General features: G+C 69.9%; 26 protein-coding genes. 13 read left to right on the forward strand and 13 right to left on the reverse strand.

The window, feature by feature from the left end:
- Positions 1-38 precede the first annotated feature (38 nt).
- From AC069T_RS35860 to AC069T_RS35870, 3 genes are read right to left on the reverse strand one after another with little or no spacing between them, the layout of a single operon-like run.
- A complete protein-coding gene (locus tag AC069T_RS35860) occupies positions 39-539 on the reverse strand; it encodes a hypothetical protein (RefSeq protein WP_478786724.1) in 501 nt (166 codons plus the stop codon).
- Positions 536-928, reverse strand: a complete 393-nt coding sequence (locus AC069T_RS35865) for a hypothetical protein (protein ID WP_478786725.1) — start codon at positions 926-928, stop codon at positions 536-538. The genes AC069T_RS35860 and AC069T_RS35865 overlap by 4 nt, the downstream gene beginning before the upstream one ends.
- On the reverse strand, positions 925-1,413 hold the full coding sequence (locus AC069T_RS35870) for a hypothetical protein (protein WP_478786726.1): 489 nt from the start codon (positions 1,411-1,413) through the stop codon (positions 925-927). The genes AC069T_RS35865 and AC069T_RS35870 overlap by 4 nt, the downstream gene beginning before the upstream one ends.
- Before the next feature lie 455 nt (positions 1,414-1,868).
- Here AC069T_RS35870 and AC069T_RS35875 point away from each other — a divergent pair, with 455 nt between their 5' ends.
- Positions 1,869-2,759, forward strand: coding sequence for a helix-turn-helix domain-containing protein (locus AC069T_RS35875; protein ID WP_478786727.1), 891 nt, complete (start codon positions 1,869-1,871; stop codon positions 2,757-2,759).
- A complete protein-coding gene (locus AC069T_RS35880) occupies positions 2,756-2,971 on the forward strand; it encodes a DUF397 domain-containing protein (RefSeq protein ID WP_478786728.1) in 216 nt (71 codons plus the stop codon). The genes AC069T_RS35875 and AC069T_RS35880 overlap by 4 nt, the downstream gene beginning before the upstream one ends.
- A gap of 77 nt (positions 2,972-3,048) precedes the next feature.
- Here AC069T_RS35880 and AC069T_RS35885 read toward each other — a convergent pair whose 3' ends face one another.
- The 3 genes from AC069T_RS35885 to AC069T_RS35895 form a co-directional block, all read right to left on the reverse strand.
- Positions 3,049-5,043: a hypothetical protein gene (locus AC069T_RS35885; protein ID WP_478786729.1), complete on the reverse strand. Its 1,995-nt coding sequence runs from the start codon at positions 5,041-5,043 to the stop codon at positions 3,049-3,051.
- A gap of 404 nt (positions 5,044-5,447) precedes the next feature.
- Complete coding sequence (locus AC069T_RS35890) at positions 5,448-5,948, reverse strand: hypothetical protein (protein WP_478786730.1); 501 nt, start codon at positions 5,946-5,948, stop codon at positions 5,448-5,450.
- Positions 5,941-6,684 (reverse strand): ParA family protein, encoded by a 744-nt coding sequence (locus AC069T_RS35895; protein WP_478786731.1) that lies wholly within the window; start codon positions 6,682-6,684, stop codon positions 5,941-5,943. Before AC069T_RS35895 ends, AC069T_RS35890 begins: the two co-directional genes overlap by 8 nt.
- Before the next feature lie 224 nt (positions 6,685-6,908).
- Between AC069T_RS35895 and AC069T_RS35900 the strand changes: the two genes are divergently transcribed.
- Positions 6,909-7,151, forward strand: coding sequence for a hypothetical protein (locus tag AC069T_RS35900; protein WP_478786732.1), 243 nt, complete (start codon positions 6,909-6,911; stop codon positions 7,149-7,151).
- Between the two features lie 109 nt (positions 7,152-7,260).
- Here the strand turns inward: AC069T_RS35900 and AC069T_RS35905 are convergent, their stop codons facing one another.
- Both AC069T_RS35905 and AC069T_RS35910 read right to left on the reverse strand, forming a co-directional pair.
- A complete protein-coding gene (locus AC069T_RS35905; protein WP_478786733.1) occupies positions 7,261-8,304 on the reverse strand; it encodes a peptidoglycan DD-metalloendopeptidase family protein in 1,044 nt (347 codons plus the stop codon).
- Positions 8,301-8,774 (reverse strand): helix-turn-helix transcriptional regulator, encoded by a 474-nt coding sequence (locus tag AC069T_RS35910; RefSeq protein WP_478786734.1) that lies wholly within the window; start codon positions 8,772-8,774, stop codon positions 8,301-8,303. Before AC069T_RS35910 ends, AC069T_RS35905 begins: the two co-directional genes overlap by 4 nt.
- Before the next feature lie 291 nt (positions 8,775-9,065).
- Between AC069T_RS35910 and AC069T_RS35915 the strand changes: the two genes are divergently transcribed.
- The 8 genes from AC069T_RS35915 to AC069T_RS35950 are packed head-to-tail and all read left to right on the forward strand — an operon-like array spanning position 9,066 to position 17,351.
- Positions 9,066-9,329: a hypothetical protein gene (locus AC069T_RS35915; protein ID WP_478786735.1), complete on the forward strand. Its 264-nt coding sequence runs from the start codon at positions 9,066-9,068 to the stop codon at positions 9,327-9,329.
- Positions 9,330-9,343: 14 nt separating this feature from the next.
- Positions 9,344-9,667, forward strand: a complete 324-nt coding sequence (locus AC069T_RS35920; RefSeq protein WP_478786736.1) for a hypothetical protein — start codon at positions 9,344-9,346, stop codon at positions 9,665-9,667.
- 10 nt (positions 9,668-9,677) lie between these two features.
- Complete coding sequence (locus tag AC069T_RS35925) at positions 9,678-10,439, forward strand: hypothetical protein (RefSeq protein WP_478786737.1); 762 nt, start codon at positions 9,678-9,680, stop codon at positions 10,437-10,439.
- Complete coding sequence (locus tag AC069T_RS35930) at positions 10,439-11,992, forward strand: TrbL/VirB6 family protein (RefSeq protein WP_478786754.1); 1,554 nt, start codon at positions 10,439-10,441, stop codon at positions 11,990-11,992. Before AC069T_RS35925 ends, AC069T_RS35930 begins: the two co-directional genes overlap by 1 nt.
- A 6-nt stretch (positions 11,993-11,998) precedes the next feature.
- Positions 11,999-13,444 (forward strand): SCO6880 family protein, encoded by a 1,446-nt coding sequence (locus tag AC069T_RS35935; RefSeq protein WP_478786738.1) that lies wholly within the window; start codon positions 11,999-12,001, stop codon positions 13,442-13,444.
- Positions 13,445-13,456: 12 nt separating this feature from the next.
- A complete protein-coding gene (locus AC069T_RS35940) occupies positions 13,457-14,983 on the forward strand; it encodes an ATP-binding protein (protein ID WP_478786739.1) in 1,527 nt (508 codons plus the stop codon).
- A complete protein-coding gene (locus tag AC069T_RS35945) occupies positions 14,980-16,734 on the forward strand; it encodes a type IV secretory system conjugative DNA transfer family protein (protein WP_478786740.1) in 1,755 nt (584 codons plus the stop codon). Before AC069T_RS35940 ends, AC069T_RS35945 begins: the two co-directional genes overlap by 4 nt.
- On the forward strand, positions 16,731-17,351 hold the full coding sequence (locus AC069T_RS35950) for a DUF4913 domain-containing protein (protein ID WP_478786741.1): 621 nt from the start codon (positions 16,731-16,733) through the stop codon (positions 17,349-17,351). Before AC069T_RS35945 ends, AC069T_RS35950 begins: the two co-directional genes overlap by 4 nt.
- A gap of 68 nt (positions 17,352-17,419) precedes the next feature.
- On the opposite strand, the gene AC069T_RS35955 is transcribed toward AC069T_RS35950, so the two are convergent.
- From AC069T_RS35955 to mobC, 4 genes are all read right to left on the reverse strand, one after another.
- Positions 17,420-17,890: a hypothetical protein gene (locus tag AC069T_RS35955; RefSeq protein WP_478786742.1), complete on the reverse strand. Its 471-nt coding sequence runs from the start codon at positions 17,888-17,890 to the stop codon at positions 17,420-17,422.
- Between the two features lie 31 nt (positions 17,891-17,921).
- Positions 17,922-19,031, reverse strand: coding sequence for a hypothetical protein (locus AC069T_RS35960; RefSeq protein WP_478786743.1), 1,110 nt, complete (start codon positions 19,029-19,031; stop codon positions 17,922-17,924).
- 129 nt (positions 19,032-19,160) lie between these two features.
- A complete protein-coding gene (locus AC069T_RS35965; protein ID WP_478786744.1) occupies positions 19,161-21,221 on the reverse strand; it encodes a relaxase/mobilization nuclease domain-containing protein in 2,061 nt (686 codons plus the stop codon).
- 152 nt (positions 21,222-21,373) lie between these two features.
- Complete coding sequence (gene mobC / locus AC069T_RS35970) at positions 21,374-21,778, reverse strand: plasmid mobilization relaxosome protein MobC (RefSeq protein WP_478786745.1); 405 nt, start codon at positions 21,776-21,778, stop codon at positions 21,374-21,376.
- A gap of 332 nt (positions 21,779-22,110) precedes the next feature.
- Between mobC and AC069T_RS35975 the strand changes: the two genes are divergently transcribed.
- Together AC069T_RS35975 and AC069T_RS35980 are read left to right on the forward strand one after the other, a co-directional pair.
- Positions 22,111-22,500, forward strand: coding sequence for a hypothetical protein (locus tag AC069T_RS35975; protein ID WP_478786746.1), 390 nt, complete (start codon positions 22,111-22,113; stop codon positions 22,498-22,500).
- Positions 22,501-22,577: 77 nt separating this feature from the next.
- A complete protein-coding gene (locus AC069T_RS35980) occupies positions 22,578-23,150 on the forward strand; it encodes a hypothetical protein (protein WP_478786747.1) in 573 nt (190 codons plus the stop codon).
- Positions 23,151-23,650: 500 nt separating this feature from the next.
- Here AC069T_RS35980 and AC069T_RS35985 read toward each other — a convergent pair whose 3' ends face one another.
- Positions 23,651-24,991, reverse strand: coding sequence for an exonuclease domain-containing protein (locus AC069T_RS35985; protein ID WP_478786748.1), 1,341 nt, complete (start codon positions 24,989-24,991; stop codon positions 23,651-23,653).
- Between the last annotated feature and the right edge of the window lie 57 nt (positions 24,992-25,048).

Here is a 25,048-nt window from a genome sequence, read left to right on the forward strand (position 1 = left end):
CTCCAAGCCCAGCCCCACCCGAACACGGAGATCCGCAGCTAGACCCCATGATCAATCTCAGCGCCAACGGCTGTACCGATGTTCCCCAAGGCCGTGACCCACGCGGCGACGTGCCCGGGGCGAAGGTGCGGGCAGTCCCGTACGGACACCTGGGCGCAGGGCAGGCACACCGGCGGTGCCGTCGTCCACTCCCCTTCGGTGACGGGCCGCCCGGTGTCCTTCAGTACGAAGAGCTGCCGGTCCGGGGAGGTCCTCAGGGTGTCCGTCCCGCAGACCTGGCACAACAGACGCGCGGCGGCCTGCCGCTGGCGGAGCGCGTGCGCCGTGGCGAACTTCGCCCGGCCCCGGCCCCGGGCAAGGGCCTGCCGGACCCACAGGGCCCCGTATTCGTCCCGGTCATAGGGGGATTCGTCCACGTACGCGAGGAACGGGCCAGCCTTCCCTGTGCGGCGCTCGATCGGCGGGATGAGCAGGCTCTCACCGCTCCATGCGGCGATGTAGGGAACGGTGAGGCCGCGTTGTGTGTACTGGCGGGTCATGACACTGCCTCGCGGGTGATTCCGGCCGTCCTCAGCGGGGGGAACGGGTCGGGTACGGCGGTGAACGTGTAGTACGCGGTGTCGTCGTGGACGGCCACGATGACCTGATGGCCTTCCCTCAGCAGGTGAAGCGCTTCAAGGCGGCTGGACAGGTTCTCGCACCATGCCCGCAGCTCGGCGGGGGCGTCCGGTACGGACTGGTCCACCGGCCGCAGGGCTCCGGCTGGCACCCAGGGGGCGTGCGGGTCGGGGTCGAGCCGGTCCGCGAGCTTGGCGGCCTGCCATCGCAGCCACCGCAGGGCCTCGCGCGGCGACTGGGCCTGCTGCGCGTACAGGGGCCAGTACGCCGACAGGTCGAGCCGGTGGGCCGTGATCTCGCATCGGATCATCGCCGGTCCCCCCGTCCGGCCAGGGCGAGCGCGGCGGTTGCGCGGTGCATCAGGGCGGCGGCCACGGCCTCGCACAGGGCGTCGGCGTCCGTGGTGGCCGGCGCGTACAGCGGGGGAATGATCCACCGCCGTGCGCCGGTCGAGCGCAGACCGCTGGCCACGGTCACGTGCGGCGGTGGGCAGTGCAGCATTCCTCTGGCGTCGGCCCACGTTCCGATCATGTCGGGCCACGTCGCTGCGGTGCCCGGGGTGACGACGAATTCGACGGCCGACCGTACGGGCGTCTCCAGTACAGGGCCCAACTCGGCCCCGATGCCGCGGACTCGGGCGAGCACGTCCGCACCGAGCCGGGTCGTGACGCGCACAACGTCCCACAGGTGGCCAATCGGCACATCAGCGGCGGCACCGCGGTTCCATGCGCGATACAGCGGCCCGACCTCGGCCCCGGCCTCGATGAACCAACGTGCTGCGGGAGTCGGCCTCATGCCCTCGCCCCCGCTCGCTCGCAGGACTCGCAGACCTTGACGGCCCACCCGAGACGCCCGGCACCCTCGCTGATGGTGTACGCGTATCCGCCGGGCCGCAGACCATGCCGGTGTCCGCATCGGGCGCACGCCTGCCCGCGCAGCCGGGCATGCTGCTCAGGGGTGATCTCTAGAGGATCCAGAGCGTGACTACGGACATCGCCGGTCGTACGTAATGCGCCCGTGGCTTTCAGCATCAGGTCCATCCCTGGTCTGCGCCGATCGATGAGAGCAGGCTCTTGATCACTCGCGGCTGCGGCAAATCAACGCTCCGTGCTCATCACATACACTGCCATTGAAGTTCAATGAGCGATACCCGTACGGCTGAACTTCCCCGAAAGGGGGGACCGGTGGGAGGGGACTTACGGATGCCGCGTCGCGCGTACGCTTCGGCTCAGCCGCACAACGCTGCGGCGATGACCACAACCAGAGGGGGCGACGTGGCAGGGACGGTTGGCCCGGCAGGTCGCATGCAGATCGGCCGAGTCCTGTCGGCTCTGCGCGAGCGGGCAAAGCTCACACAGGCGGAGGTGGCCGGCCGCGCTGGGGTGAGTATCGGCACGGTCAACCGGTACGAGGGGTGGCAGGATCGGGCCCGGCTTCGGGTGCCGACCGTGCGGGCCATCGCCGATGCGTGCGGGGCCACGGAGAGCGAGCGGGACGGCCTTGTACGCCTGGCCATGAGCCATGAGGACGGCTGGTGGCTAGAACACCCGGCTCTGCCGGACATCCTCAATCCGTTGGTGTCGTTTGAGGCGTACGCGGCCTATGAGCACGTCTGGGCAAATCAGTTGGTACCAGGCCTGCTCCAGACGGAGGGGTACGCCTTCGCCCTGCACCAGGTGGCCGATCCGCGAGCCGATGCCTCCTCGATCGAGGCGAAGGTGAAGGCTCGGATGAACCGTCAGGGAATCCTGACTGACTCCGGGCTGCATCTCTGGGTGGTAATGAAACAGTCCGTGCTCACGGACGGAATCGGCGGCGCCACAGTGATGGCCGAGCAGATCAGCCATCTGATCGAGATCTCATCGCAGCCGAACATCGACCTACAGGTGTTGCCTCGTGGCCGTGGACACGTGGCCAACTCTGGCGGCCACTTCGTACTGCTGGGGCGCGATGATGGTGCCGACCCCATGGCGTCCATGGCCGTGGTCTACCTCGAACTGCACCGCCGCGGGCTCTACCTCGACGCCCCGGGGGACGTGAGCGAATACAAGATCATGTTTGACTATCTACGCTCGGCGGCTGCCGACCCTGAGACCAGCAGAGACCTGCTGGAATCCGCACGACAGGAGTACACGCGATGACCACCCCGCCCACTGCCGCACAACGCGCCGACGCCGCCTGGCGGACTAGCACCTACAGCGGAGCCGACAACGAGTGCGTGGAATTCGCCGACTTCGGGGGCGGCTCGTGGGTCGGCGTACGGGACACGAAAGACCGTGCCCGCCCGGCTCTGACGGTGCCGGGCCCGGCGTGGTCCGCTCTGGTGGACGCGCTGAACTCCGGGGCCCTCTGACCTCTCCTGCACACGACTGAGGGGCCACCCTGCCGGGTGGCCCCTCAGTCGTGTGCGCCTGTGTGCAGTCGCGGCCGTCAGACCCCCGCGGGTGCCCGGTCGGCTGTGCGGTCGTGTGCAACGCCCTGTGCGGGCAGTGCAGCGGCCGTGCGCCGTGCGAGCTCCGCGCGGAACTCCGGGAGCCACTTCCGTGCGGTGCTGGGGTCGCGCTCCTCGCCGGCAAGCTCCGCGTCCGTGGGCTCTACGCCATCGGTGGCAACCTTGTGCATGTAGAGCTCCCATCCGCGCATCTTGGCGGGGCTGGTCCACCGCGGCGGCTCGTACGGTGCCGGGTCGGTGAGCGCGTCCATCAGTTCGTCCCGGGCCTGCTGGAGTGCGACCGTGGCGGCCCGGCGGGTCTCTTCGGCCTCCCTGGCTGCCGCGCGGATACGCGCGGCCTCGTCCTGGGCCTGGCGCGCGGCGTCCCGCGCCGCCCGCGTCTGGGCCTCCAACTGCTCGACGGCGGCAGCCTGCCGGCGCTTCTCCTCGGCGAGCTTCTGCGTCTCCTCCTGGAGGGTGCGGGCCTGCTCCTGAAGCTGGGACAGAGTGCCCTGAGCCTGCTCGATCTCCGCTCGGGCGGACCGGTACCGGCTCTGGGCCTGCTGAGCCTCCGTACGGATCGCGTCGGCTTCACGACGGCGTTCGCGGGCCTCGCTCTCTGCCTTCTCGATCGCCTCGCGCAGCTCGGCGAGCTGCTGGGCAAGACGCCGGTGGGTCTCCTGATCCGTGCTGGCGGTGCTGCGGATGCCGGCCGCCTCCTGGCGCAGCTCCTCGACCTGGGCGGCGAGCTGATGGCGCTTCTCCTCGGCATCGTCGGCGAGCTGATCGGCCTTCTTGGCGCGGTCGACGGCGGCCGTGGCGCGCTTCTCGGCTTCGGTGACGGTCTGCTGAGCCTTGGTCAGCATGGCCTCGGCCTCCGCGTGCCAGGCGTCGGCCTCGGCCTTCACCTGGTCCGCCTTGGCCTGGGCTGCCACCATCTCGGCGCGGGCCTCGTCCCGGGCCTTCTCCGCCTCGCGCTGCTGCTGCTGGGCCTCGGCTGCGGCTGCACCGGCGGCGATGGCCTCGGCGCTGGGCACGATGGCGAGCTCTTCGAGGGTCTTGACGATGCTCATGGGGTCGCGCACGTCCATGCGGGCGAGATCGACCACGCGACCACGGGTGGCCAGGGCCCTGGCGAGCGTGAGCTGAGCGGGGGTGTCACCGGCGATGCCCGCCGTGTCAATCGCCCGCTCGGCCTTGCCCTGTAGCTCCTCAACCCGCTTGGCGGCCGTCTTCTTCTCCCGGCGGCTGGTGGCCTTGTCCTTGGTCTCCAGCGCACGGCGGAGTAGGTGAAGCTGCTTGGCGGCCTTCCGGATACGCGCCTCGCGGTGGATAAGCCCGTCCTTGGTCGTGGCGTCCCAACCGAGCCAGGCGAACACACCGGCCCATGCCCGGGTGTAGGCGACTTGCACCAGCCGTGCCAGTCCCGGCCCCGCGTCGCCGCGGTCGTCGTCGGCCCCGTTCGCCGACATCCGCTTGTCCAGCTCGAACTCAATGAGCTTCGCGGAGGTGACCGGAACGAGGGCGAAGACGACCATGGCCGTGAGCCGGTCGCCCGGGGCGTGAGCTGCGTTCATGGCCGCGCTGGCGGCTACCAGCGTCCACGCCATGCGGCGCGTGCGCCGCATGGGCCGGGTCCACGTCGACTCGACGGCGGCCGAGCGGTACAGCGACACGAAACAGGTGACCTCGGCCAGGTCAAAGATGGCCATGAGGGGGATGGTCCAGTACCAGTCCAACCCCATGTTGTCCCTGGCGAACCCGTACAGCCCGTACAGGCTGAGGGCCATGCCGCAGGCGCCGAGCGCGGCGAGCGGGCCGGCTGCGGCAACCGGCTGGGCCTTGCCCGTCGGCCCGCCCGGTCCCGGCAGCGCCAGGGTGCGGGCTCGCCGTAGACGTTGGTACATCACGGCGAGAGACAGGGCCGTAGTGGCCAGGGCGGCGGCCCACAGGGCCGAGTCGGGCACCTGCTGCCAGTCGTCGGGAATCCTCATGCCAGGAAGCGTCATCGCGCCTCACCGCCGTGGGCTGCGGTACCGCGCCCGCCGGGGCGGGCCGTAGGCTGGTGGTGCATCGGGGTTCTCCCTCGATCGCGGCTCCGGGGTCTGCTGCCAGGCTCGAACCCGGGGCCTTTTACAGTTTTGCGCGCATAACTGCACGCTATTGCGCACTCAGTTGCCCATGCACTTTGACGCGCTGAACACGGTGCACACGGGCCGTCATGCTAGCCGCACAAACGGCGCACACGGGGTGGACCAGAGGTGCACACGCCCGCTTGAACGCTTGCACAGTTTTGCACTTATGCATTCATAAGTGCAACAGGGTTGGCGCGCATCCACTCGCGCGCACCAACCCTGTTGCACAGACCTGCCGCATGACCGCACAAAGGTGCCGCCGCTTACCTCCGCGGGCGCCCCATCTTGCCCCCCGTCTGCACAGGGCCGCTCAGGGCCCGCACAATCTCGCTCGGGGTCATCTGGTCCGACAGCCGGCGGAGGGCGAAGCGGAGCACGGCGGTGGCCGGGATCTTCTCCCTGCGGGCAATGGCGGCCTCCTGGACCAGCCACAGGAAGTCTTCGTCTTCCGGGTTGGGGTAGAACGGCAGGGACTTCGGGCGCTTCGACAGGGGTTCCGAGTCCGGCGGCTCCGGCGGCCCCTCAGACCCGTCCGGCTCGTCGGCCGCGGAGCCGCTGTCGGCCGCGGCCTTCTCCTCTGCCTCACGCTCCGCGCGGCGCCGCTCGGCCTCCTTCTCGCGGGCCGCGAGCTCCGCGGCGGCCTTGGCCTTGGCGTCACCCCCGCCGGTCGCCTTGCGCCGGGGGTTGCGCGAACCGCCCGGCTGACGTCCGGTCCGCTTGCGGGCGTTCGCTGCCTCTTCGAGCTCTTCTAGCGGGTTACTCATAGTTCCTGACCGCCTCTGCGAGCTTGTCCATGGACGCCACGAAACGGGCGGCCCGCTTGGCTACCGGCTCCGAGGAAATGGCGATGTTGATCGTCCGCTTCCGAATCCACGGCTCGTCATAGACGAGCGGCCCCATGGGGATCTGGTGCCGCGTGACGATCTCGGCGAGTCGCCGGCGTGCCCACGCCGGGGGCGAGTCGACCTTGTTCGGCGTGATGAGCAACGGGTAATCCGTGAGCTCATCCACCATGCCCTCAAGGGCGTTGAGCGATTCCTTGACCATCACCGCCGGGACCACCACGGTGTCCGCTGCGTTCACGGCACCGTAGGTCAGCTCACAGCCACCCGGGTGCGTGTCCACCACGAGAGGGCGGCCCAGCTCGCGCGCCCATCGCTCAAGGTGGTCGGTCACCTCGTCCCGCGACGGCTGCTCGTTGACGAGATCGGGGTACGACGGGATGAAATCGGCCTTGCGGCGCCCGCTGACAGGCGTGGGCGTCCGGCCCTTGGTGAAGGCGTCCCGGAGGGGAGCACGAACGTAGTTCTCGTGCCGGTAGCCCATCGACCGCGAGCTACAGCCGGCGTCCCAGTCGAAATCGACCAACACGGCGTTGAGCAGGTAGGCGAGCTCCCGGGCCTTCGTGGACTTCCCGTCGCCGCCCTTCCACGCAGCACAGGCGACGATCGGCGGTCTGGCGCCGTTCCCCTGCGCCCATTCGGTGAGAGTCTTAGACATGCACGACATTATGACGGCATAACTCACAGCCCACAGTGCCTTGCAAGGCCAAGTGCGCTACGGTGCACTTGTGCATGCATAAGTGCACAAGTGCAGCCGGTTTGAGCTGCGCACACAAGAGAAGGGGCCGGGCTGGCACCCGACCCCTTCACCGTTCGGCCCTCCTCGGCGGCTTGTGCGTCTCGTCGCCGTGGGGGCCTCGATCCTGGTTGGAAGGATCTGTCATGACTGTAATGCGCGACGCTGCCGGGGTGACTCGTGGTGCCGGGTACGCCGGATGGCCCCTGCTGCCGTCCCCGCCCGCGGGGGAGTCCCGGCCCCGGATCGCGGCGGTACCTCCGGCCCCGGCCGCCGTGCCGGCCGCAGCTCCGGCGCCGGAGGTTGACGACCTGGTGGCCGTCGCCGCCGCGCTGAACGACGGGGACCGCATCGTGTACGTCGACCGCCGACCGGACCTAGCCGCGTAGCCGCTCCTGCTCGGCGTACGGGAGAGCCCGCCACCACCTCGGTGGCGGGCTCTCCCGCGTGTGAGCTCTTCGCGTGTACAAGCGAAAGCGGGCCCTGACTGCCTGACGGCTACATGGTTACGCCGCGTTTGCGCAGGTAGGGGACGGGGCTGATGTCTGAGCCGTACCCGGGTCCCGTGCGGATCTCGAAGTGCAGATGCGGCCCGGTCACGTTGCCGGTGGCTCCCGACAGTCCCACCGTCTGACCGCCCTTGACCTTCTGCCCCTCGGAAACGGAGATTGAGGAAAGGTGGGCGTACTGGCTGTATACGCCGTCGTCGTGCCGGATGACGATTTCGTTGCCGTAGCTGACCCCTACGCCTGCCTTGACGACGGTCCCCGGCCCGGCGGCCCGAACGGTCGTGCCGACGGGCACGGTGAAGTCAACTCCTGTGTGGTAGCCGCTTGCCCAGTTCGCCCCGGTCTCGTGGTAGGCGGTGCCGAGCGGGCCGGCAACCGGCTTGGTCCAGCCCTCGGTGGAGAGCGGCCCCCCGAGAGCCGTGCCCCACTTCGCGGCCGTCGACGTGATGATGCGGACGTAGTGGTACGTCTGTCCCTTGGCGAAGCGCTCGGGCGGAACCCCCTTGTAGTAGGCGACCCATCCCCAGCCGGCGTTGTATCCGGCGAGCGCGAGGTGTACCGGGTCGCCCCCGTAGCCGGAGCGGCCGGCCTTCTTGACCATGCTGCACATGTACCGGGCCTGGGCCATGATCGCGTCCTCGGGGTCCTTGGCCCCGAGCGCCGTGCCGTCTCCGTCCGCGTCCTTGCCCCACGTCGCCCATGTCGAGTCGATGAACTGGGCAATGCCCTTGGCCGTGCCGTACTGGGTGGGGGGCCCTTCTATGCCCGGGTTGAATCCGCTCTCCTGGTAGCCCTGGGCGGCCAGGAGCGCGGGCGCGAGCTGCGGGCACTCGCCGGCCACGCTTTCGGACGCCTTGATGTACCACGGGGCGTACTGGCGGCCGGCGGCCGGCATCACCGCGAGATTCAGCCCGCTGACGACTTTTCCGGCGGCTGGGTTGGAAGCGTCGGCCCCGGCTCCGCCGAGCACGAGCGCGAGCACCGCGACGGGAAACCCGACCGCTGCCGCCGCGGCGGTCTTGACCGCCTTCACCGCGTCCCCCCGTCATCCGGCCTGCTCCGGGTCCTGATCCGCTGGCGCTGGCTCTCCCGCCCCGTCTCCCATGCCTCCGCCCATCGCCTCCGGCTCACCCCGTAGGCCGCGGCCCACTTCTCGGGGTGCTTCACCCCGTGCTTGCCGTTCTCCACCTTGCTCACCATCCCCGTACTGACTCCGACCCTGGCCGCTACTTCCCTCTGCGTGACCCCCCGCCGGGCTCGTAGCTCCCTGAGCGACAACGGCCCCTCGACTGGTGCGAGTTCGTCAACTGAGCTGTCCAAGGCGGCGGCAATCGCCTTCACCACTCGGGGGGAGGGGCGGCAGGTTCCCCCCTCTGCTTTGCGCGCGGTCGCGGGCGTGATCCCTGCGACCACCGCGAGCTGTTCGCAGCTCCAGCCGCGGGCCTCTCGCTTCGCGCGCAACAGGTCGGCGCGAAACTGCGGGATGCCGCTACTTGGACTCATCAGTGCCTCATTTTATGGCAGTGGTTGTTAACAGTGAGTCATGGTAGCGTGACGGCGAGATCAGTAAAGTACGGGGGTGAAATCATGAGTCAACACGCAGCGTTGGGGGTTGAGGCCCCCAACTCGTCCCGACACTTCGGCATCCTCGCGGCGCACGGCGGCGCCGGTGCCTCGACGGTCACTCGATGGCTTGACCCTGACGGCGACACAGGCACAACGGAACTCGCCCTTGGTTCGCATCTGCCACCGCATTACATCCCGGTCGTGGTCGCCCGGTCGACTGCTTTCGGCATGGCCAGTGCCGTCCAGCTCCTCGGCGCTTGGAACCCGCAGGTGCCCCGGCCGTACCTCGTCGTCGTCGGGGACGCTCCCCTTCGCATGCCTCGCGCGTCGGCGTACCGCATCCGCTCGGTCCGCCCTCGCGTCCTCGGTATCACCCAGGTCCCCTACCTGGTGCGTCTGCGGGAGATCGACACACCGGCGGCGGGCCTCGCCTACCGGGACGTTCAAAAGGCCGCACGCAACCTGCGGCGGCAACTCGGCCTCAACAACTAAGGAGAAGAAAACCCATGAGCCTCATGCACGCTGTGTCGGAAGTGGTGGCCCTCGCCCCCATGGCCCCGGGAGACCCCAAGCCGGGCACGAACTGGGACGCGCCGCCGGCCTCCCCGCCCGGCATGGAAACCATCCTCCCGGAATGGGTGGGCTGGGCGAAGTACGTCGCCATCGGCGCCGGAATCCTGGGCCTGATCGCCTGCGGCGTCATGATGATGGTCGGCCGCCGCAACCGGTCCCACCTCTCCGCTGAGGGCGCCTCTGGCCTGCTCTGGGTCCTCGGCGGCCTGTCCGTCGTCACCCTCGCGGCCGGCGTCGTCCCCGCGATCGTGACCTGAGGGGACGACCGTGACACTCGATCTCCAGCAAGCCGCACAGCGGCGGATGCGCCGGGCGGTCATCATCCTGGTCGCCATCGTCCTGGTGCTCGTCTCCGCCCTGGTCGTCATCGCCGTGCGCGGCGACGACTCGGGCAGCAACAAGCCGGCTGCCGCTGTTCCCGAGAACAGCACCGCCGCATCCACACCGGTGCCGACCCTGCCGCCGGATGAGGGGGACTATGTGGCTCCCGCCAAGTACGTGGCACTGCCGGACGGGGCCGACAAGGTCGAGGGGCTTCCGGTGAAGTTCCCCCACACGCCGGAGGGCGCGGCGGCCATGGCCGTGGCCTCCTCCCGTAACGCGTGGTCCTTCGACCCTGCCAAGGTCAAGGCTGGCGTCCTCGCCTACGCGACCGCGCAGTACCGCGACGCTATGGCGGCCTCGGCTGAGGACGGAGCGAGGGGCAATCGGGAGTTCGCCGGCGTACCCGCAACCGGCCCCATTCCGCCGGGTGCCGCCCTGAACGCGTGGCCCATCGGCGTGAAGTGGACCGTGAAGGGTTCCAACATGGTCAACGCCATGGTCCTTATGCGTGTCACGTCCGTCCCCAAGGAAGGTGCCGAGCCCAAGACGACCCTTGTGGTGGTCCCTGGTCGCGCCGTGTGGGAGTCGGGTGACTGGAAGGCTGATCCCACCGACCCCATGCCGCTACCCGATCCGGTGGACATCGGCACGTCCAAGTTCAACGAGGACGGGTGGATGGCGATTCAGGAAGGCGACCGGCTGTGATGCGTTCGTTCCCGACCCGTGTCGTTGCAATGGTCGGCGCGCTGTTCCTCCTGCTCGGCCTCGCGGCGGCACCGGCCGCGGCCGTGCCGTCGCAGCCCAAGGCCGCGGTTCCGGCTGCGGCCCCGCAGGCTCTGCCCGCCTGGGACTGGATCGGCACAATCAAGTGCGGCGCCTATCTCTTCCCCAACGCACCTAAGACCGGCGATGGGGCTATTGAATGCGTGAAGCAGGCGGTTAAGGGTGTCGAGAAGGGGGCGGAGCTCGCCAAGGACGGTGCGAGTGCGGCGACAAAGGCGCTGGCGAACACCGTGATCGGGGACGCTGCGAAGTCCCTGGCTGAATTTTCGGGCGAGTTTATGCGTGTCACGTTCGGCTGGTGGCTGATGACCGACTCGGTACAGGTCAAAGACTCCGGTGTCCTGGGCGATCCGAACCAACCGAACGACCCCATGAAATCACTCAGCCTCCATGCCCTCATGGTCGGCATTGGCGCGGGTATCGCCACCATTCTTGTGATGTTCCAGGGCATCAAGATGATCATTCAGCGCAAGGGGGCTCCGCTCGCGCAGATCATCCAAGGTCTCTTGATCAATATCGTGGTCAGTGCGGCCGGTGTTGGCATCATCGACGCCCTGCTGATCGCCTCCGATCAGCTCACCAAAGCCATCCTGTACGTGGGATTCGGCGGCGGCACCGACGTTCCCGCCCACATGGCGGCCATCATGCTGCCCGCCATCGGAAACCCTATGGGTCTCCTCGTCGTCGCCCTTATCTCGCTTATCGTCGGCGGCATTCAGGTCGTGATGCTGTTCCTTCGTCAGGCAGCCATTCCGATTCAAGCGCTACTGTTGCCAATCGCCGGTGCGGGTCAGGTCGGTGGCGACAGCTCCCGCCAGTGGCTACCGCGGCTCTTCACCGCAATTATGGTGATCATCATGTATAAGCCCATGGCTGCCCTGATCATCTCCGTGGGCTTCACGGAAATGGCCTATGGAAACGGCATCATCGACTTCGTCCGGGGTGTCGTGACCCTGGTTCTGTCGGTCATCGCCCTCAAGTCTCTGCTTGCCTTGTTCGCCCCGCTAGGGCTGTCGATGGGCAACGCCGTAGCGGCCGGTGGCGGCCTCGGTGGTGCGCTGAGCATGGTGGGCGGCGCGATGGCCTCGCAGATGGGCGGCGCCGGTGGTGACGGCGGCACCGGTGGCGGCGGCTCCACGGCGGCATCCCACGCGGCCGACATGGAACGAAACAGGCCCTCGGCTGGCGGCGGCGGTGACGACTCCTCGGAGGGGTCGAACGCCATTCAGCAGGCATCCGCCAGCATCCCTCAGCAGGGCGGCAGCACGGCGGCGGCCGGCGAGTCTGCGGCAGCGGCAGAGGGTGCCTCGGCGGCGGCCGGTGCCGGGCAGGCAGCGGCGGCGGGCGGCTCGACGGCTGCGGCCTCGACCGCGACGGCGGCGGCCGGTGGCCCGGTGGGCATCGCGCTCGTTGCGGCAGAGGCAGGCAAACAGGCCGTCAACAAGGCTGGCGGCGCGGTCGGTGGAACGGAGTAACGGAACATGACGACAACCGAGTCACAACCCCTGTACGGCGGTTGGCGCCGTAGCCGGTCCATGGGCATCTGGTCCCTGAACACCCCTCAGACGGTCATCGCCGTGGGCGCGATGTTGGCTCCGATCCTCCTCCTGGTTCTGGGCGGCTCGCTCTCCACGCTGGCCGTGACGGTCCCGCTCGCCCTGGTCGTCATCATGCTGACCGTGTGGCAGCGGCATGGCATGCCGCTCATGTCGTACGTCGTCGGCCGTGCCCGCTGGTCCTGGGGGCACATGCGGGGCGAGACCTCTTACCGGTCGGTGTTCCTGCCGTCGCCGGAAGGGCTCGACCTGCCGGGGATGGCGGCGCCGACCAAGCTCGTCCGCGCCGAATCTCCGGACGGGCGGGGCCCGGTCGGCCTGGTCTGGAACCAGCGCACCGGCACCATGACGGCCGCGCTGCTGCTGAACCCTGCCGGGTCCCTCCTCGCCTCCGGTACGACGGTGCGGGCACAGGTCACCGCGTGGGGTGACGCCCTGGCCCGGCTCGCGGATGAGGACGGCGTGCAGGGCGGGGCGGTCACGCTCCAGATCACTCCGTCCTCGGGTGCCGCCCTGTCCGATCACGTCCGGGGCCGGCTCGACCCCTCCGCGCCAAACCTCGCGCGGCAGGCGATCGGCGAACTCGTCGACCGCGCGCCGCGGGCCTCCGCGCAGCTCGCCGCGTGGATGTCGCTGGTAATCGACCCTGCGACATCTCCGGAGCGGCCCAAGGGCCCGGCGGAAGCGGCGGCAGTCACCCTCGGCGCCCTGGACGCGGTGGACCTGTCCGGGGCCGGTGTGGATGTGCTGCGACGCGCCACGGACATTGACCTCAAGCGGCTGGTACGCGGGGCCTTCGTCCCGGCCGACATGGACGCCCCCGCCGAGCAGATCGAGGAATTGGTGTGGCACGAGGTGGGCCCCGTCGCCTCTGAGGACGATTGGGAGACCTACCGACACGACGGCTACCACTCGGTGTCCTACGTGCTGCGAGAAGCACCGCGCAAGCTCGTCACCTACGACGTGCTGTTGAAGCTGCTGGCGCCTGGCGCGTTCACCCGCCGGGTCACGCTCGCCTACCGGGTACTGCCCACGGACGAGGCACAGGCTGTAGTCGAGCGGGAGGTCAACGCCAACGAAGCGCGGGCCGAGTACCGGCAGCGCACCAAGCGCACGGCGACCCGCCGTGAGCGCGTGGACCGCGAGCACGCCGAGCGGACCGCGGCCGAAGAGGCCACGGGTGCCGGAATGGTCCAGTGGTCCATCTACGTCACCACCACGGTGAGTGATCCGGCGGACCTGCCCGCCGCGCGCCGCGAGATCGACAAGGCGGCCCGCGCGTCCGGCGGCCTGCGGCTCCGTCCCGCTTTCGGCGGCCAGTCCGCCGCGATGGTCGTCGGCCTGCCGGTCGGCATCCACCCACTTCTGTAGGAAGGGCACGACGTGAAGCGCAACAAGACCGCCCGCAACGGCGGCGCGTCGTCCCGGCGGGGCGTAACCGCCGGGACGACCGCGCCAGAGCCTACCTGGCGGCTCAACCCCGCGGTGATCGCATCGCGCTGGGGCTGGAAGGGCGCCGGCCGTGGCCGGGCTGCCGTCCTCGACACCGGATCGGTCTACCTCTCCTCGACGGTGCAGACCGCCGGCCTGTACCCGTTCGTCCTCGGCGGCGGCCTGCCGCCCGAGGGCGTCCCCATCGGATACGACCAACTCACACACGAATTGGTGTGCTTCGACCCGTCCGGGTGGATCGGTTCCCTGGTCACCAACCCCGGCGTGTGGATCATGGCCCAACCGGGCGTCGGCAAATCCGCCATCGCCAAACGCATCTGCCTCGTCTACAACGCGTACGGCTACAAGCTCGTCGTACCCGGCGACGTGAAGGGCGAGTACGCCGATCTCGTCGCCGAGCTCGGCGGCCAGGTCGTCCGCATCGGCCGTGGCCTGGACCGGATCAACCCCCTGGACTCCGGGCCCATGCGCAAGATCCTCCCCACCCTCGCGCCCGGCCGGCGTGACGCCCTCCTCGCGGAAATCAACGGACGCCGCAGCGAGCTGCTGCACGCGCTGCTGACCACCGAAATGGACCGGCGGCCCAACCCCACCGAACGCAACGTCATCGAGCACGCGATCCGCATCGTGACGGCCGCGCACGTGGGGGAGGGAGACCCGATCATCCCCGACGTGGTCAAGGTGCTGCGGGACGGCCCGCAAGAGCTCCGGGAACAGCTCATGGTGAAGACGGAGGACGACTACAGGGCCCTGGTCCGGGGGGTGACGCACGCGCTGGAAAACCTGTGCGTCGGCCCGCTGTCCGGCCTCTTCGACGGACCGACCACCACCGCCCTCGACCTGTCGGCCCCGGCCCTGTCCGTGGACCTGTCCAGCCTCCTGACGGCCGGTGACCACGTGGTGAGCGCCGGCCTGCTGGCCACCTGGGCGTACGCCTACAGCTCGATCGACTCCGCCCGCGCGGTCGGCCTCATGAACTCCCCGCTCGTGCTGCCCTTGGATGAGATGTGGCGGGCCCTGCGCGCGGGCCCCGGCATCGTGGACGCCTTCGACTCCATGACCCGCCTCAACCGCGCCCGCAATGAGGTGACACTGTTCATCACGCATTCGCTGCGTGACCCCGAAAGCCTGCCCACTGCGCAGGACCGTGCCAAAGCAATGGGCATGATCGACCGCTGTGACTCGATGATCCTCGGCGCGCTGAGCGTCGGCGAGCTGGAACGGGTCTCGGCGCAACGTCCGCTCACGGACGCTGAGATCGCCCTCATTGCCTCCTGGTCGTCCTCGTCCGGCACGGGCCTCGACGGCACCCGCCAGGTTCACCCGGGCCGCGGAAAGTACCTGCTGCGGCTCGGCACCCGCCCGGGCACCCCGGTAAAGCTCCAGCTCACCGACGCTGAACGGCGCCTGTACGAAACCGACCCGTCCAAGAAACTCCAGAAGGGGGATGCTGCATGAACGACTCCAGCCATGGCGCGGGGGCCGGGGCGGGCGCACCGCTCGCGGTCCTCGGCGTCATCGTCGGCTCCACCGTGCTCTACACCGGCGCCTATGTCGGCGGCACGCTCGGCGTCGCGCTGTCCGGCGGCGGCTGGGCCCCGCCCGCTTACTCGATCAAGTCGGCGTTCGCCCTCGTCTCGGGTGGCCCGGGCCGGCTGTGGCCGGGGCACGCGACGGCGGCCGGTGTCGGCATGGCCGTGCTCCTGGTCCTCGTCGCCGCGGGCCTCGCCGTGGGCGCCTTCCTCGTATGGCGGCGGTTCTTCTCCCACCGTGCGGGCCTGGCGGGCATGCGGGAACTGGCCCCGCTTGCGCCCAAGGCGATGACTGCCCGGGCCCGGGCTCTGCGGCCCTCCCTCAAGGGTGTGGAGACCGTGAAGCCGGACGACACGGGGGTGTTGCTGGGCAACCTCGACGCCTCACGCGGCCCGGAGCTGCGGGCGAGCTGGGAAGACGTGCTGTTGGCGATCATGGCTCCCCGGTCGGGCAAGTCCACGAGCCTCGCTGTTCCGGCGCTGCTGCGGGCCCCGGGGGCCGTCATGCTGACCAGCAACAAGCCGGACGTGTTCGCGGTCACCCGGGCCCGGCGCCTGGACGTGGGCGCGGTGTGGCTGCTCGACCCGCAGTCCATCACCCACTCCGAACGGGCGATGTGGTGGAACATGCTGGACTCGGCCCGCACCATCGAGGGCGCCGGACGGCTCGCCTCCCACTTCATCGCGGCCACCACCGACGAAAAGTCGCGCGGGGACTTCTGGATGGGGGCGGCAAAGAACCTGCTGACCGCGCTGTTCCACGCGGCGGCCGTCTCGGATGGCTCCGTGTCGGATGTGCTGGCCTGGCTGTCCACACCGAGCGACCGCGGGCCGGTGAACGCGCTCAAGGCGGCGGGGAAAGAGGCGTTGGCGCAACAGCTCGCGTCCACCGTGGCGGGCGCGGTCGACACCCGCGACGGCATCTATGAGACGGCCCGTCAGTGCGTCGCCTGCCTCCTCGACCCCGAAACGCTCGCCTGGGTCACCCCGGACCCGAAAGCGCGCGAGTTCCGCCCCGCCGACTTCGTACGCTCCCGCGACACCCTCTATCTGCTGTCCAAGGACGGCGGCGGGTCGGCGGCCGGTGTCATCGCCGCGGCGGCGGATGCGGTCCTTCGAGCCGCGATGGTGGCCGCCGAGCGAGCCGGCGGCCGGCTCGACGCCCCGTTGGTCGCGGTGCTCGATGAGGCGGCGAACGTGTGCCGGATCGAGGATCTGCCCGACCTGTACTCGCATCTCGGCTCGCGCGGCGTCATCCCGGTGACCATCCTCCAGTCCTACCGTCAGGGCGTCCGCGTCTGGGGTGAAGCGGGCATGGATGCCTTGTGGTCGGCGGCCACCATCAAGGCCCTGGGCTCCGGCCTGGACGATGCGGAGTTCGCAGAGAAGGTCTCCCGGCTCGTCGGTGAGCACAAGGTCAGTGAAACGTCCGTCTCGCACGGCTCGACCGGTCGCAGCGTCTCCACCTCCCGGCGCCGCGAGCGGGTCATGGAGGCCGCGGAGATCCGCGCTCTGCCCAAGGGGCGGGCCCTGCTGCTGGCGACCGGTGTCCGGGTCGGCATGATCCGCCTGCGGCCCTGGTACCTGGAGCCGGACGCCGCAGACCTGTCCGCCGCGTCCGATGTGGAGATCGCCGAGATTGCGGCCCGTGCCTCGCGGAAGGTGATCGCGGCATGAGCGACGACGCGCCGCCCACCATCGAGGTCCTGGCCGAGGATTTCGAGGACTTGAAAGCCGTTGTCCACGGCTTCGCCACACAGTTGGAGCACAACACCGAAAAGGTGAAGCAGCTCGCTTCCGCTGTCGCCTCCGGCGGCGGCCAGGACGACGGCGACAGCGACGGGAAGGGCAAGGAGAAAGAGAAGCCCAAGACGCCGCCGTTCATTCTGTGGCTGTCGGGTGACCAGTACGCCGGAGAGCTGGCCGCGCTGGCGACCTGGGTGCAAAACCTGCTGGTGCCGTCCTACTTCGGTGAGATCTCCTCGTCCGCGCCCTGGTGCGCGAGCTGGTGGCAGCACCCGCCGGCCGTCGCACGGCTCCACGCTGCATGGCTGGCCTGGCAGGAACTCACCAACCCGGAAACGTGTGGGCTCACCGGCCCCTCGGTCTGGCACCGTGACCACCTGGACCCGATGCTTGCCCAGCTCCGCGCGGCCGATGGCCCGTTCGCTGGCTGCATGACCAACCCGGACCGCCCGCAGCACACCATGCTGCCGGTGCCGCCGGTCACACCTCTGCCGCCTCGGCCGGTCGCCGAGCCGGCCGAGCCGAATCGTGCAGAGGTGAACGCCTGAGAGTTGGCGTGTACAAGCGAGAAGGGCCGGAGTTTCCTCCGGCCCTTCTCGCTGTTCTGCCCGCAGGTTCAGGCGATGTTGCGGCGCGCGGCGCTCGGCGGCGGCGTAGGTGCCCGGCCTGGGCCTTGGCCGCTCGGTGCGGACGTCTTGCGGCCGGCGCGTCCCGGGGCACGCTGACCCTTCGGGACGGTGGTGGACTGCGCGGCTGCGGCTGCGGCGCGGGCGTCGATGGCGGACGTGTCCGCCTCGTGGGCGGCGAGTCCGTCCAGCCCTGCCGCTTGGCTCCATTCGGCCCCGGCCTGGGCCACGTCTCCGCGTCCGTCCGCCTCGGCGGCCGTGCCCCGGGCCGTGTCGGCGTCGGCCCGAGCCGCGTCCGAACGGGACTGTGCCGCCGAGCTGCTGCGGGCGAGCGCGGCAACGTGGCGGCGGGCCTCGGCGTCATCGGTCCCGTCCCCGCCCGTGGCGCCTGCGGGCTCCACGGGCTTACGGGCGGGCTGGTCGCCGCTTCCCCTGTGCGGGGTTCGCGCGTGCGGGTTCATCCGGTCGTCCCTTCTCTGGTTCGGTGGGGTGTCATCGGCCGTGGGTGCGGGTCGGTGTGGCCGGTGCGGCGGGCGCGGTCCGGGCCGCCTGGGGGCCCGGCGCCGGGGTGGCTCCCGGTGTGGCTGTGGTCGACTGCGCGGACGCTGCGGCGGCCCTGCCGGGCGCCTGGGCGGCTGCGGTGTCCGGTGCGCTGGTGGTGGCCTTCGGTGTCGTGGAGCTGGGAGCCGGGGGAGTGGGGGCGGTTGGTGCTGGTGTCGGCGCTGTGGTGCGGGCGGGGGTGGGGGTTTTGGCCTGGTCCGCGAGGAGTCCGCGGGCAGCCTCGGCCGGGCTGAGGCTGATGCCGGCGGCGGCGGCCTGCTGCAAGCGGGTCGGGATGCTGGCCAGGGCCTCGCGGGGGTTGTGTCCGGCTTCCTGGAGTGCCTTGATCTGGCTGGCGATGCCGGGCCACTCGCGGGAGGTGACCATCTGGTTCAACGCGCCCTCGTCGGCCAGGGCCTCGCGGGCGACGACAACCAGCCGTGAGTTTTCCTGGGCGCTGATGCCGAGCCGGGCGAGTTCCCGGCTCCGTTCCCCGAGAGCGGTGGGCTTGTCCTTGCCGGTGACCTTGGCGACGATCTTCGCTACGGCTTGCTTGACCCATTCCACGACCTTCTTGACCATGCCAGGCCCTTCGCGCTGGGCGCGTTCCTGGCCGGGAGGAGGGGCCCACGGGTCACGGAGGTTCGCGGCGGGTGACGCGGTGACCCCTGGGGCGGGGGCTCCCGCTTTCAGGTCGGTGTCCATGCGCGCGATGACGGGGGCTGCGTCGGTGAGGAACTGTCCGACATTGACGCCTGCGCTTTCCAGCTTCTTCAGTTCCCCGGCGAGCTGGGGCCACTGGGGGGCGTTCACCATGGCCTCGGCCACAGCCGGCGGCTGCACGATGCCCCGCACCATGTGCGCGTACCGCTCGTGGTCCGGGTTGGCGGGCCGCTGAGCGGGCGTCTGCTGTGCTGTCGGGGCCGGTTGGGCTGTGGGGGGTACCTCGCGCCGGGATGCCTCGCTGAGTGCCCGCGCGGTAAGGATCAGAACTTGCAGTGCGACGGCGGCTGTCTGGACGGCCTGTCCGGCTGCCTGTTCCATCGGGTTGGCATCGCTCATCGGGTCACCCCGGCCTGAGTGCTCGTCATCTCCTGTTTCCCTCCTGGGTCGCCTCGTTCAACGGTAAGCCCCTGCGGTGGCCACGGGCGGGGTTTTCCGCGGCCGTGGCCACACCCTTGGGGCATGCGGTTAGCGTCGTGGTCCTCGGCCCTGCGCACGCCGTTGTGCTGCTTCTTGGGCGGCTCGGTCTGCGGCCGTGCGCTCTCCGGGCCTCGGGCCTGGTGCCGGTCCGGTGCGGCGTGAGGTGGTCCGGGGGAGCGGGGCCGGCTTCCCGGTTCCGCTCAGCTTGCCTTGGAGTCGCCAGGTCAGGACTTGGGCCACGCTGTCGGCGTCGGCCAGGTCCCGGGCGGCGGCCACTTCGGCGAGCAATTCCGCGGGTGCATGCCCTTCACCTGATGCCTTGATCAGGTAGGCGGCCAGGGTGGCCGATGCCGGGTCGGCGAGCACATCGGCTGCGTACGCGGGTACTGCCTGGCGCACGGCCTCACCAAAGGTGGGCGCCTCGCTTCCGCCGAGCGGTGTGGACTCGATCGTCTCGCCGCGGCCCACCACTGGCGGCGGCGGCGTCGGCGCTTCCGGATTCTGCGAACCGTCCTCGGCCTCCTCGGTCGGCACTCCGGCCGGCCTGCGTGCCGTGCCCGATTCCGTGCCGTCCGGCCTACTGCCGTCGGCAGCGGTTGCGACGGGTTGACGCGTCTCATTGGTGACGGTGGGGGAGTCGGTGACCATACGTCTCTGAAGGCGCCACACCAGAACCTCGGCGGCGCTGTCCGCGTCCCCGAATCCGCGCCGTGCTGCCACCTCGGCAAGCACGCGCGCCGGGTCGTATCCGGCGTTTTCCGCCTGCTTCAGCGTGGCGGCCAGTGCGGGCCACGCGGCCTCGCCGAGCACTCTTTCCGCAACCTCCGGGATCGCCTCGCGGACGACAGGCGCGTATGTCTCGCTCAGCGCGGGGCCGTCCGGCTGTGGCTTCGGCGTCCGCCAGGCGGCGCGGCTTCCTCGTCGGCCACTCCGTCCGGCGCTGGCCCCGTAGGCGACTTCGGTAGCTGCTCTCAGGTGGTAGCCGGCCCGTGCGGCGGCCTGCTCCTGGGCGCGGTGCTGCGCGGCCTGATGGTACCTCTGGGCGGCGACGATTGCCAGGGCGACGGCTACGAGAATCGTGATGGCTGCGGCGGCCTCTCCGCCGTTCACGCCGAGCGATGCGCTCATGACGACAAGCTGTGTCGCCGTGCGCAGATGCCTGCTCGCGTCGCTGTGCATCTGCCGGGATGTGGGCGCGCGTCCAGCCCTCTCGAATGCCCGGGCGGCGTCTCGTAGTTCCCGGCGGACTTCCGCCGGGGCCTGCGCGGCGTAGGTCGTCAGGAAGTCGGAAAGGGCCACCATCTCGCCTGCCCCGGCTTCGTTGCCTGCCTGCCCGAGAATGGCGGCGGCCTGGTGGACCTCCCACGCGGCGGCCTGCCACGCGGCGGCCTGGCTGGTGACCTGTCCCATGCCTGTAGCACCGATGCCGGCCGGTGCTCCGTTCCAGCGCTCGCGGACGCGGGGTAGGGACAGGTCAGGGGCGAGACGTGACCCGGAAAACCACACGGCACGGCCTGCACCGGTCCGGTCTCCGGGCAACGCAACCGAGTAGCCGGTTACGGTGCCATCCGGCGCGGTTTGCTTGTTCAAGCGGATGCCGGCGCGCTGGATCGCTGCGAAGAACTCGTCATCCGAACCGGCAACGGCGGCGGCCTGGCGCACCTTGCCTTGCAGTGTGACCCGCGGCGGCTCGTCCCGCCCCTTCCGCTTCGCCTTCTCCGCCTCGGCGGTCGTCGGCCACCGGCTCGCGGTCCGGTCCCCGCTCGTGAGCTGACGCAGACCGTAGCGCTTCTCCAGTTCGCGCGCGCATGCCTGCATCTTCTTCTTGTCCTGCGATAGAGGAACCTTCAAGCCGTCCTGTCGAGCGAGCGTCGCCACGATGTGGATGTGGTCGGGCGCATGGCGCACAGCAATCCACCGTGCCCCCTGGCTGTCCCCCTTCTCTGCCACCCCCGTGGCGTGCATGACCTCGCGGGCAATCTCGGCGAACTCCTCATCCGTCAGCGTGCGGTCCTGAGGGTCCAGCCGGACGGGCACGTGATAGATGTGCTTGCTTGGCCGGCGGCTCGTCAACGCCTCCACAGGCGAGTCAAGCAAGGCGGCGAGCATCGGGATATTCCCCATGTCTCGACCTGGGTCAGGTACCCCGTTGCCCCACGCGGCCACAATGTGCGGGTCCGTGTGCTCGTTCGCCTTACCTGGACCAAACAGGTAGTACAGCAGACCTTGCGTACGCGCACCGTCCCGTGCTCGCTTTACGATCACGGCCGCTCCACCATGACCCGCACGGTTGCCTCATCGAGCCTCTGAATCGCCGTCTCGACACGCGCCAAAACCGCGTCCAGTCGCTCGGGCGTCTCCTCGCCCTCGCTGTTCAGCACCTTGGCAATCTGGTTCAAGTTCACACCGATTCGGTTGGCCGCTGTCCGAGCATCCGAGAGCGTACGTAGCAAGTCCTTGTACTCCACCGGCGCCGGAGAAACCTCCTCCTTCGCCACGGCAAGCGCAGCACGCGCCGCGTACGCGGACAGCTTCATGCCCGCCACCGTGGCGGCCACCTGAATGACGGCCAACTCGGCATCGTTGTACGCAAGGTTCACGCGATGCCGTCTCGGGTTGTCTGCGCGCCGCTCACGGCGACGCGTGCGCGGCTTCTCGTCCGTCAACCTGTCTCCTCCCTCTCCCTCTCCATCGGTCCGTGCCCGGACCGAAAAGGCGTCACCAGCAACGAGCGTAGCGACTGCTGGCGACCCTCATCCGCGTTAATGGAACATTAACGCCCAACTTGCTCCGACGAAGGAGGGCCGTCGGCTGGGGTGCCGGGCTTCTAGGGCGGCGGGGGGGGGGGGGGGGGGGGGGGGGGGGGGGGGGGGGGGGGGGGGGGGGGGGGGGGGGGGGGGGGGGGGGCCCCCCCCCCCCCCCCCCCCAGTCAACCCGCGCCCGCTTGACGGCGGCGGACACACTCACCTGCGCGGCGGCCGGCGCTACCATGGCGCGCATGACGACACCTGCTGAGAATGCGCCCGAGACTGACGCACAGTCGCCTGTGCTGGCCACGGCCAAGGAACTGCTCGCCACGCGCATGAACGTGATCCCTCCCCTGGCCGACGCCATCGCCGAGCGCAAGCGTCTTCAGGCCCTCCTCGACGCCACAGAGAAGACGTACGGCGCGGCCTACGCCGACGCGACGGCGGCGGGCTGGACTCCCGAAGAGCTGCGGCAGATGGGAGCCGACGAACCGACTCGGCGCCCCCAGGGACGGCCCAAGGGCGCTCGCACCCAACGTCGCACCCGCCCAGCTGCGCCGACTGCCCCGGCTACTCCGGCCGCGCCGAGCCCACGCACTCCCAACGCCATCGAAACCGGGGACCCCGCCTCGGCCTCCTGACCCCTCGTCGCACATCGGCCCCGGCCTTCATGGCCGGGGCCGGCCCGCTCCTCCTCGCCCGAAAGGATGACCTCACCGTGACGGCCGGAAAGCTCAACACCTTCGTATGGGTCCACCCCTCACAAGGTGAAGCACTGCGCAGCATCGCCCGAGCGAACGCCCACGCCGAAGCTGAATGGATCGCCTCCGAGCGTGAGCGACTGGGCGTCCGTCCCGACGAGCCGACTCCTGAAGCCGTCCGGCTCGAAGCGTTCGCCCTCCGTCCCGGCACCTGGCCCACGGCAAGCCACTTGGTAGAGGCGGCCATGCGCCGACGCCTCTCCGCTCCCGATCTGGCCGGCCCCTGGCCCCGCTTCACCTCAGCCGAACGAGAATCCCAACGTCTCTCCGGTCGCCGCCCGGGCACCCCGAACGAGCGCTTCACGGACAAAATCGCCGTTGACATCGCCCCCGAAGTGATCGCCTCGGCACAACTCGCGGCCTACCGCGTGAGTCAACCTGTCGTCGCACAACTCCGCGCGGAAAACCTCATCGGCCCGGGTGCCTCCCGCTCACGTGCGGCCCGCGCCCGACGTGAAGAACTCCAGTCGCAAATCTTCACCGTTGGACGCATCGCCAGAGAAGCAATCAACCGACTTATCGCCTCGTAGAGTTGGCGCACAATCAAACAAGGTAGTTACCGCGCCAGTCGGGCGGCCCCCGGCTAGGTGCCCCGGGGGCGCCTAGGGTCCGTAATCCTCCGTGGCCTGCGCCGTTGGCGGCCGGCGGGTCCGGTGGGGGTGGGAAAAGACGGCTAGCGGCGGGGGGAGGGGTGCCCGGCGGGGGACCGGTGGCCGTCCGCCCGGGCCGTACGGGGCCGCTCGCCGTACCCCCGCCGTCGCGCATGACGGGCGCGTGAGGCGACCGCACCCATAGGCCGTGGCTGATGGGGGGCACCTGCTGCCGCGATGTGGCCGGGGCCGGTGTGGTCGCTCCGCGTCGGTACCGGTCTCGTCGTGGCCCGGGTGCGTGTCGTCAGGTGGGCCCACCCGCCCGCGCACACCCACCGCCCACCCGCCGTTTTAGCTTGTACAAGCTAAGTCTTGTGGTGCGCAGAAATGCCGGAGCCCGCACCCTCATGGATGCGGGCTCCGGCGGGATGGGCTAGGGCTCAGAAAGGGTCGGGGCGTTCGGCCATTTCCCTGATCCGCTCAACGACCGTTCGGCAGTCGCCGAGTGCCCGGTGACCTCCTCGGAGCTTCTGCCAACGCCAGTCACCCCAGTAGTCCGACCAATCTCCGACGTGCACGGCGTACGCGAGCATCGCGCACCGGTCCCACTGCTGGGCGTTCATCCATTCCGCGGCTGCCGGGTGCTGCTCGTACGGCCGCAGCGGCTCCGATCCGGGCAGGGTGGGGCTGTGCTCCTGGTGGTGGCGGTTGAGCTCGTAGGCCAGAACCCCGGTGTCGTAGGACCTGTTGTAGATGATGACGCGGCGGCCTTCGAGGGCCTTCGTCAACCGGGGCAACACCGCGCCGAATCCGGGGGCGTCCTTGACATCCTCGTCGGAGATCCCGTGAATTGCGGTGGCCTCCTCGGGGATCGGGACGCCAGGGTGGACGAGAGTGTCCAACAGGGTTTCCCCGGCCCCGTCCGTAACGCTGATCTCCACGATTTTCGCGTCCCACCCGAGACCCGTGGTCTCCGTGTCAAGGATCGCGAACGCGTGCGGTGCGGCCATCACCTCCCGCGCCCACCGGCGGACCGGGCCCAGCTCGTCCCAGCGCTCCCGCTCCCACGCCCGCTCGGCCTCCTCGGCCTGCCTCTTCCGCTCGGCCTTGCACGGCTCACAGGTGCGGGGGAAGCCGAACGCCTGGCGGAAGTCGTCGGCAGCGTCGGCGGCCTCGATCTCCTCACGGGTGGCGGTCTGAGCGGCACAGTCGGGGCAGTGCCGACGGGCGAGCCGGCGGGCGACTTCCTCACCGCGGCGGCGCTCCTCCACACACGCCAGGCAGTGGCGGCCGTAGCCCACCGGGCCGTAGCCCACGCTGTCCCGGTGCTGGAACTCGGTTCCGCACCGCCGACACGTGCGTTCCCACCGGTCGTAGGCGGCATCCGCGCAGGGACGGCAGATGCGGCCCGAGACCGGAAGCCACGGAGAGCGTTTCCGGCTCCGCTCGGGCAACGGGCTGTCGGCTGCGGTCTCGCACAGAACGCAGGTGCGGCGGGCGAGTTTCTGCGCCTGCTGGCGGGGCGAGAGCGGCCGGACTGCGCGGGTGTCATCGACGTGGTACAGGTCGATCATGTCGCTGCCCCCGTAGCGGGTGCGGTAGCGCAGGTAGGCGCGGGGTTTCTGGCCCGGTGTCCGCCTGCGGCCGGCCTCCTCCAACTGCCGAACCGTCATGAGCTCGGCCGGTGTCTGCCCGGAGGTGTACACCGGCAATCCCCGGAAGGTCTCGGTGGGCTGCGCGGGCACCTTGCCCGTGGTCCTGGTGCTCGTCGTGGTCGTCACGTGGTACCCAACCTCTCGTCGGGGGGTGCGGGTTACTACCTGCGGTGACTTCTTCGG

The organism is Streptomyces sp. NPDC043867, assembly GCF_056435845.1.

Excerpts from the sequence above, each read along its gene's own strand:
- AC069T_RS35860 (WP_478786724.1), bottom strand. The coding sequence starts at position 539 with ATGACCCGCCAGTACACACAACGCGGCCTCACCGTTCCCTACATCGCC.
- AC069T_RS35930 (WP_478786754.1), top strand. The coding sequence starts at position 10,439 with ATGCGTTCGTTCCCGACCCGTGTCGTTGCAATGGTCGGCGCGCTGTTC.
- AC069T_RS35870 (WP_478786726.1), bottom strand. The coding sequence starts at position 1,413 with ATGAGGCCGACTCCCGCAGCACGTTGGTTCATCGAGGCCGGGGCCGAG.
- AC069T_RS35895 (WP_478786731.1), bottom strand. The coding sequence starts at position 6,684 with ATGTCTAAGACTCTCACCGAATGGGCGCAGGGGAACGGCGCCAGACCG.
- AC069T_RS35975 (WP_478786746.1), top strand. The coding sequence starts at position 22,111 with ATGACGACACCTGCTGAGAATGCGCCCGAGACTGACGCACAGTCGCCT.
- AC069T_RS35965 (WP_478786744.1), bottom strand. The coding sequence starts at position 21,221 with ATGCTCGCCGCCTTGCTTGACTCGCCTGTGGAGGCGTTGACGAGCCGC.
- AC069T_RS35950 (WP_478786741.1), top strand. The coding sequence starts at position 16,731 with ATGAGCGACGACGCGCCGCCCACCATCGAGGTCCTGGCCGAGGATTTC.
- AC069T_RS35885 (WP_478786729.1), bottom strand. The coding sequence starts at position 5,043 with ATGAGGATTCCCGACGACTGGCAGCAGGTGCCCGACTCGGCCCTGTGG.
- AC069T_RS35880 (WP_478786728.1), top strand. The coding sequence starts at position 2,756 with ATGACCACCCCGCCCACTGCCGCACAACGCGCCGACGCCGCCTGGCGG.
- AC069T_RS35900 (WP_478786732.1), top strand. The coding sequence starts at position 6,909 with ATGACTGTAATGCGCGACGCTGCCGGGGTGACTCGTGGTGCCGGGTAC.
- AC069T_RS35875 (WP_478786727.1), top strand. The coding sequence starts at position 1,869 with ATGACCACAACCAGAGGGGGCGACGTGGCAGGGACGGTTGGCCCGGCA.
- AC069T_RS35915 (WP_478786735.1), top strand. The coding sequence starts at position 9,066 with ATGGCCAGTGCCGTCCAGCTCCTCGGCGCTTGGAACCCGCAGGTGCCC.
- AC069T_RS35865 (WP_478786725.1), bottom strand. The coding sequence starts at position 928 with ATGATCCGATGCGAGATCACGGCCCACCGGCTCGACCTGTCGGCGTAC.
- AC069T_RS35890 (WP_478786730.1), bottom strand. The coding sequence starts at position 5,948 with ATGAGTAACCCGCTAGAAGAGCTCGAAGAGGCAGCGAACGCCCGCAAG.
- AC069T_RS35920 (WP_478786736.1), top strand. The coding sequence starts at position 9,344 with ATGAGCCTCATGCACGCTGTGTCGGAAGTGGTGGCCCTCGCCCCCATG.
- AC069T_RS35910 (WP_478786734.1), bottom strand. The coding sequence starts at position 8,774 with ATGAGTCCAAGTAGCGGCATCCCGCAGTTTCGCGCCGACCTGTTGCGC.
- AC069T_RS35945 (WP_478786740.1), top strand. The coding sequence starts at position 14,980 with ATGAACGACTCCAGCCATGGCGCGGGGGCCGGGGCGGGCGCACCGCTC.
- AC069T_RS35935 (WP_478786738.1), top strand. The coding sequence starts at position 11,999 with ATGACGACAACCGAGTCACAACCCCTGTACGGCGGTTGGCGCCGTAGC.
- AC069T_RS35955 (WP_478786742.1), bottom strand. The coding sequence starts at position 17,890 with ATGAACCCGCACGCGCGAACCCCGCACAGGGGAAGCGGCGACCAGCCC.
- AC069T_RS35960 (WP_478786743.1), bottom strand. The coding sequence starts at position 19,031 with ATGAGCGATGCCAACCCGATGGAACAGGCAGCCGGACAGGCCGTCCAG.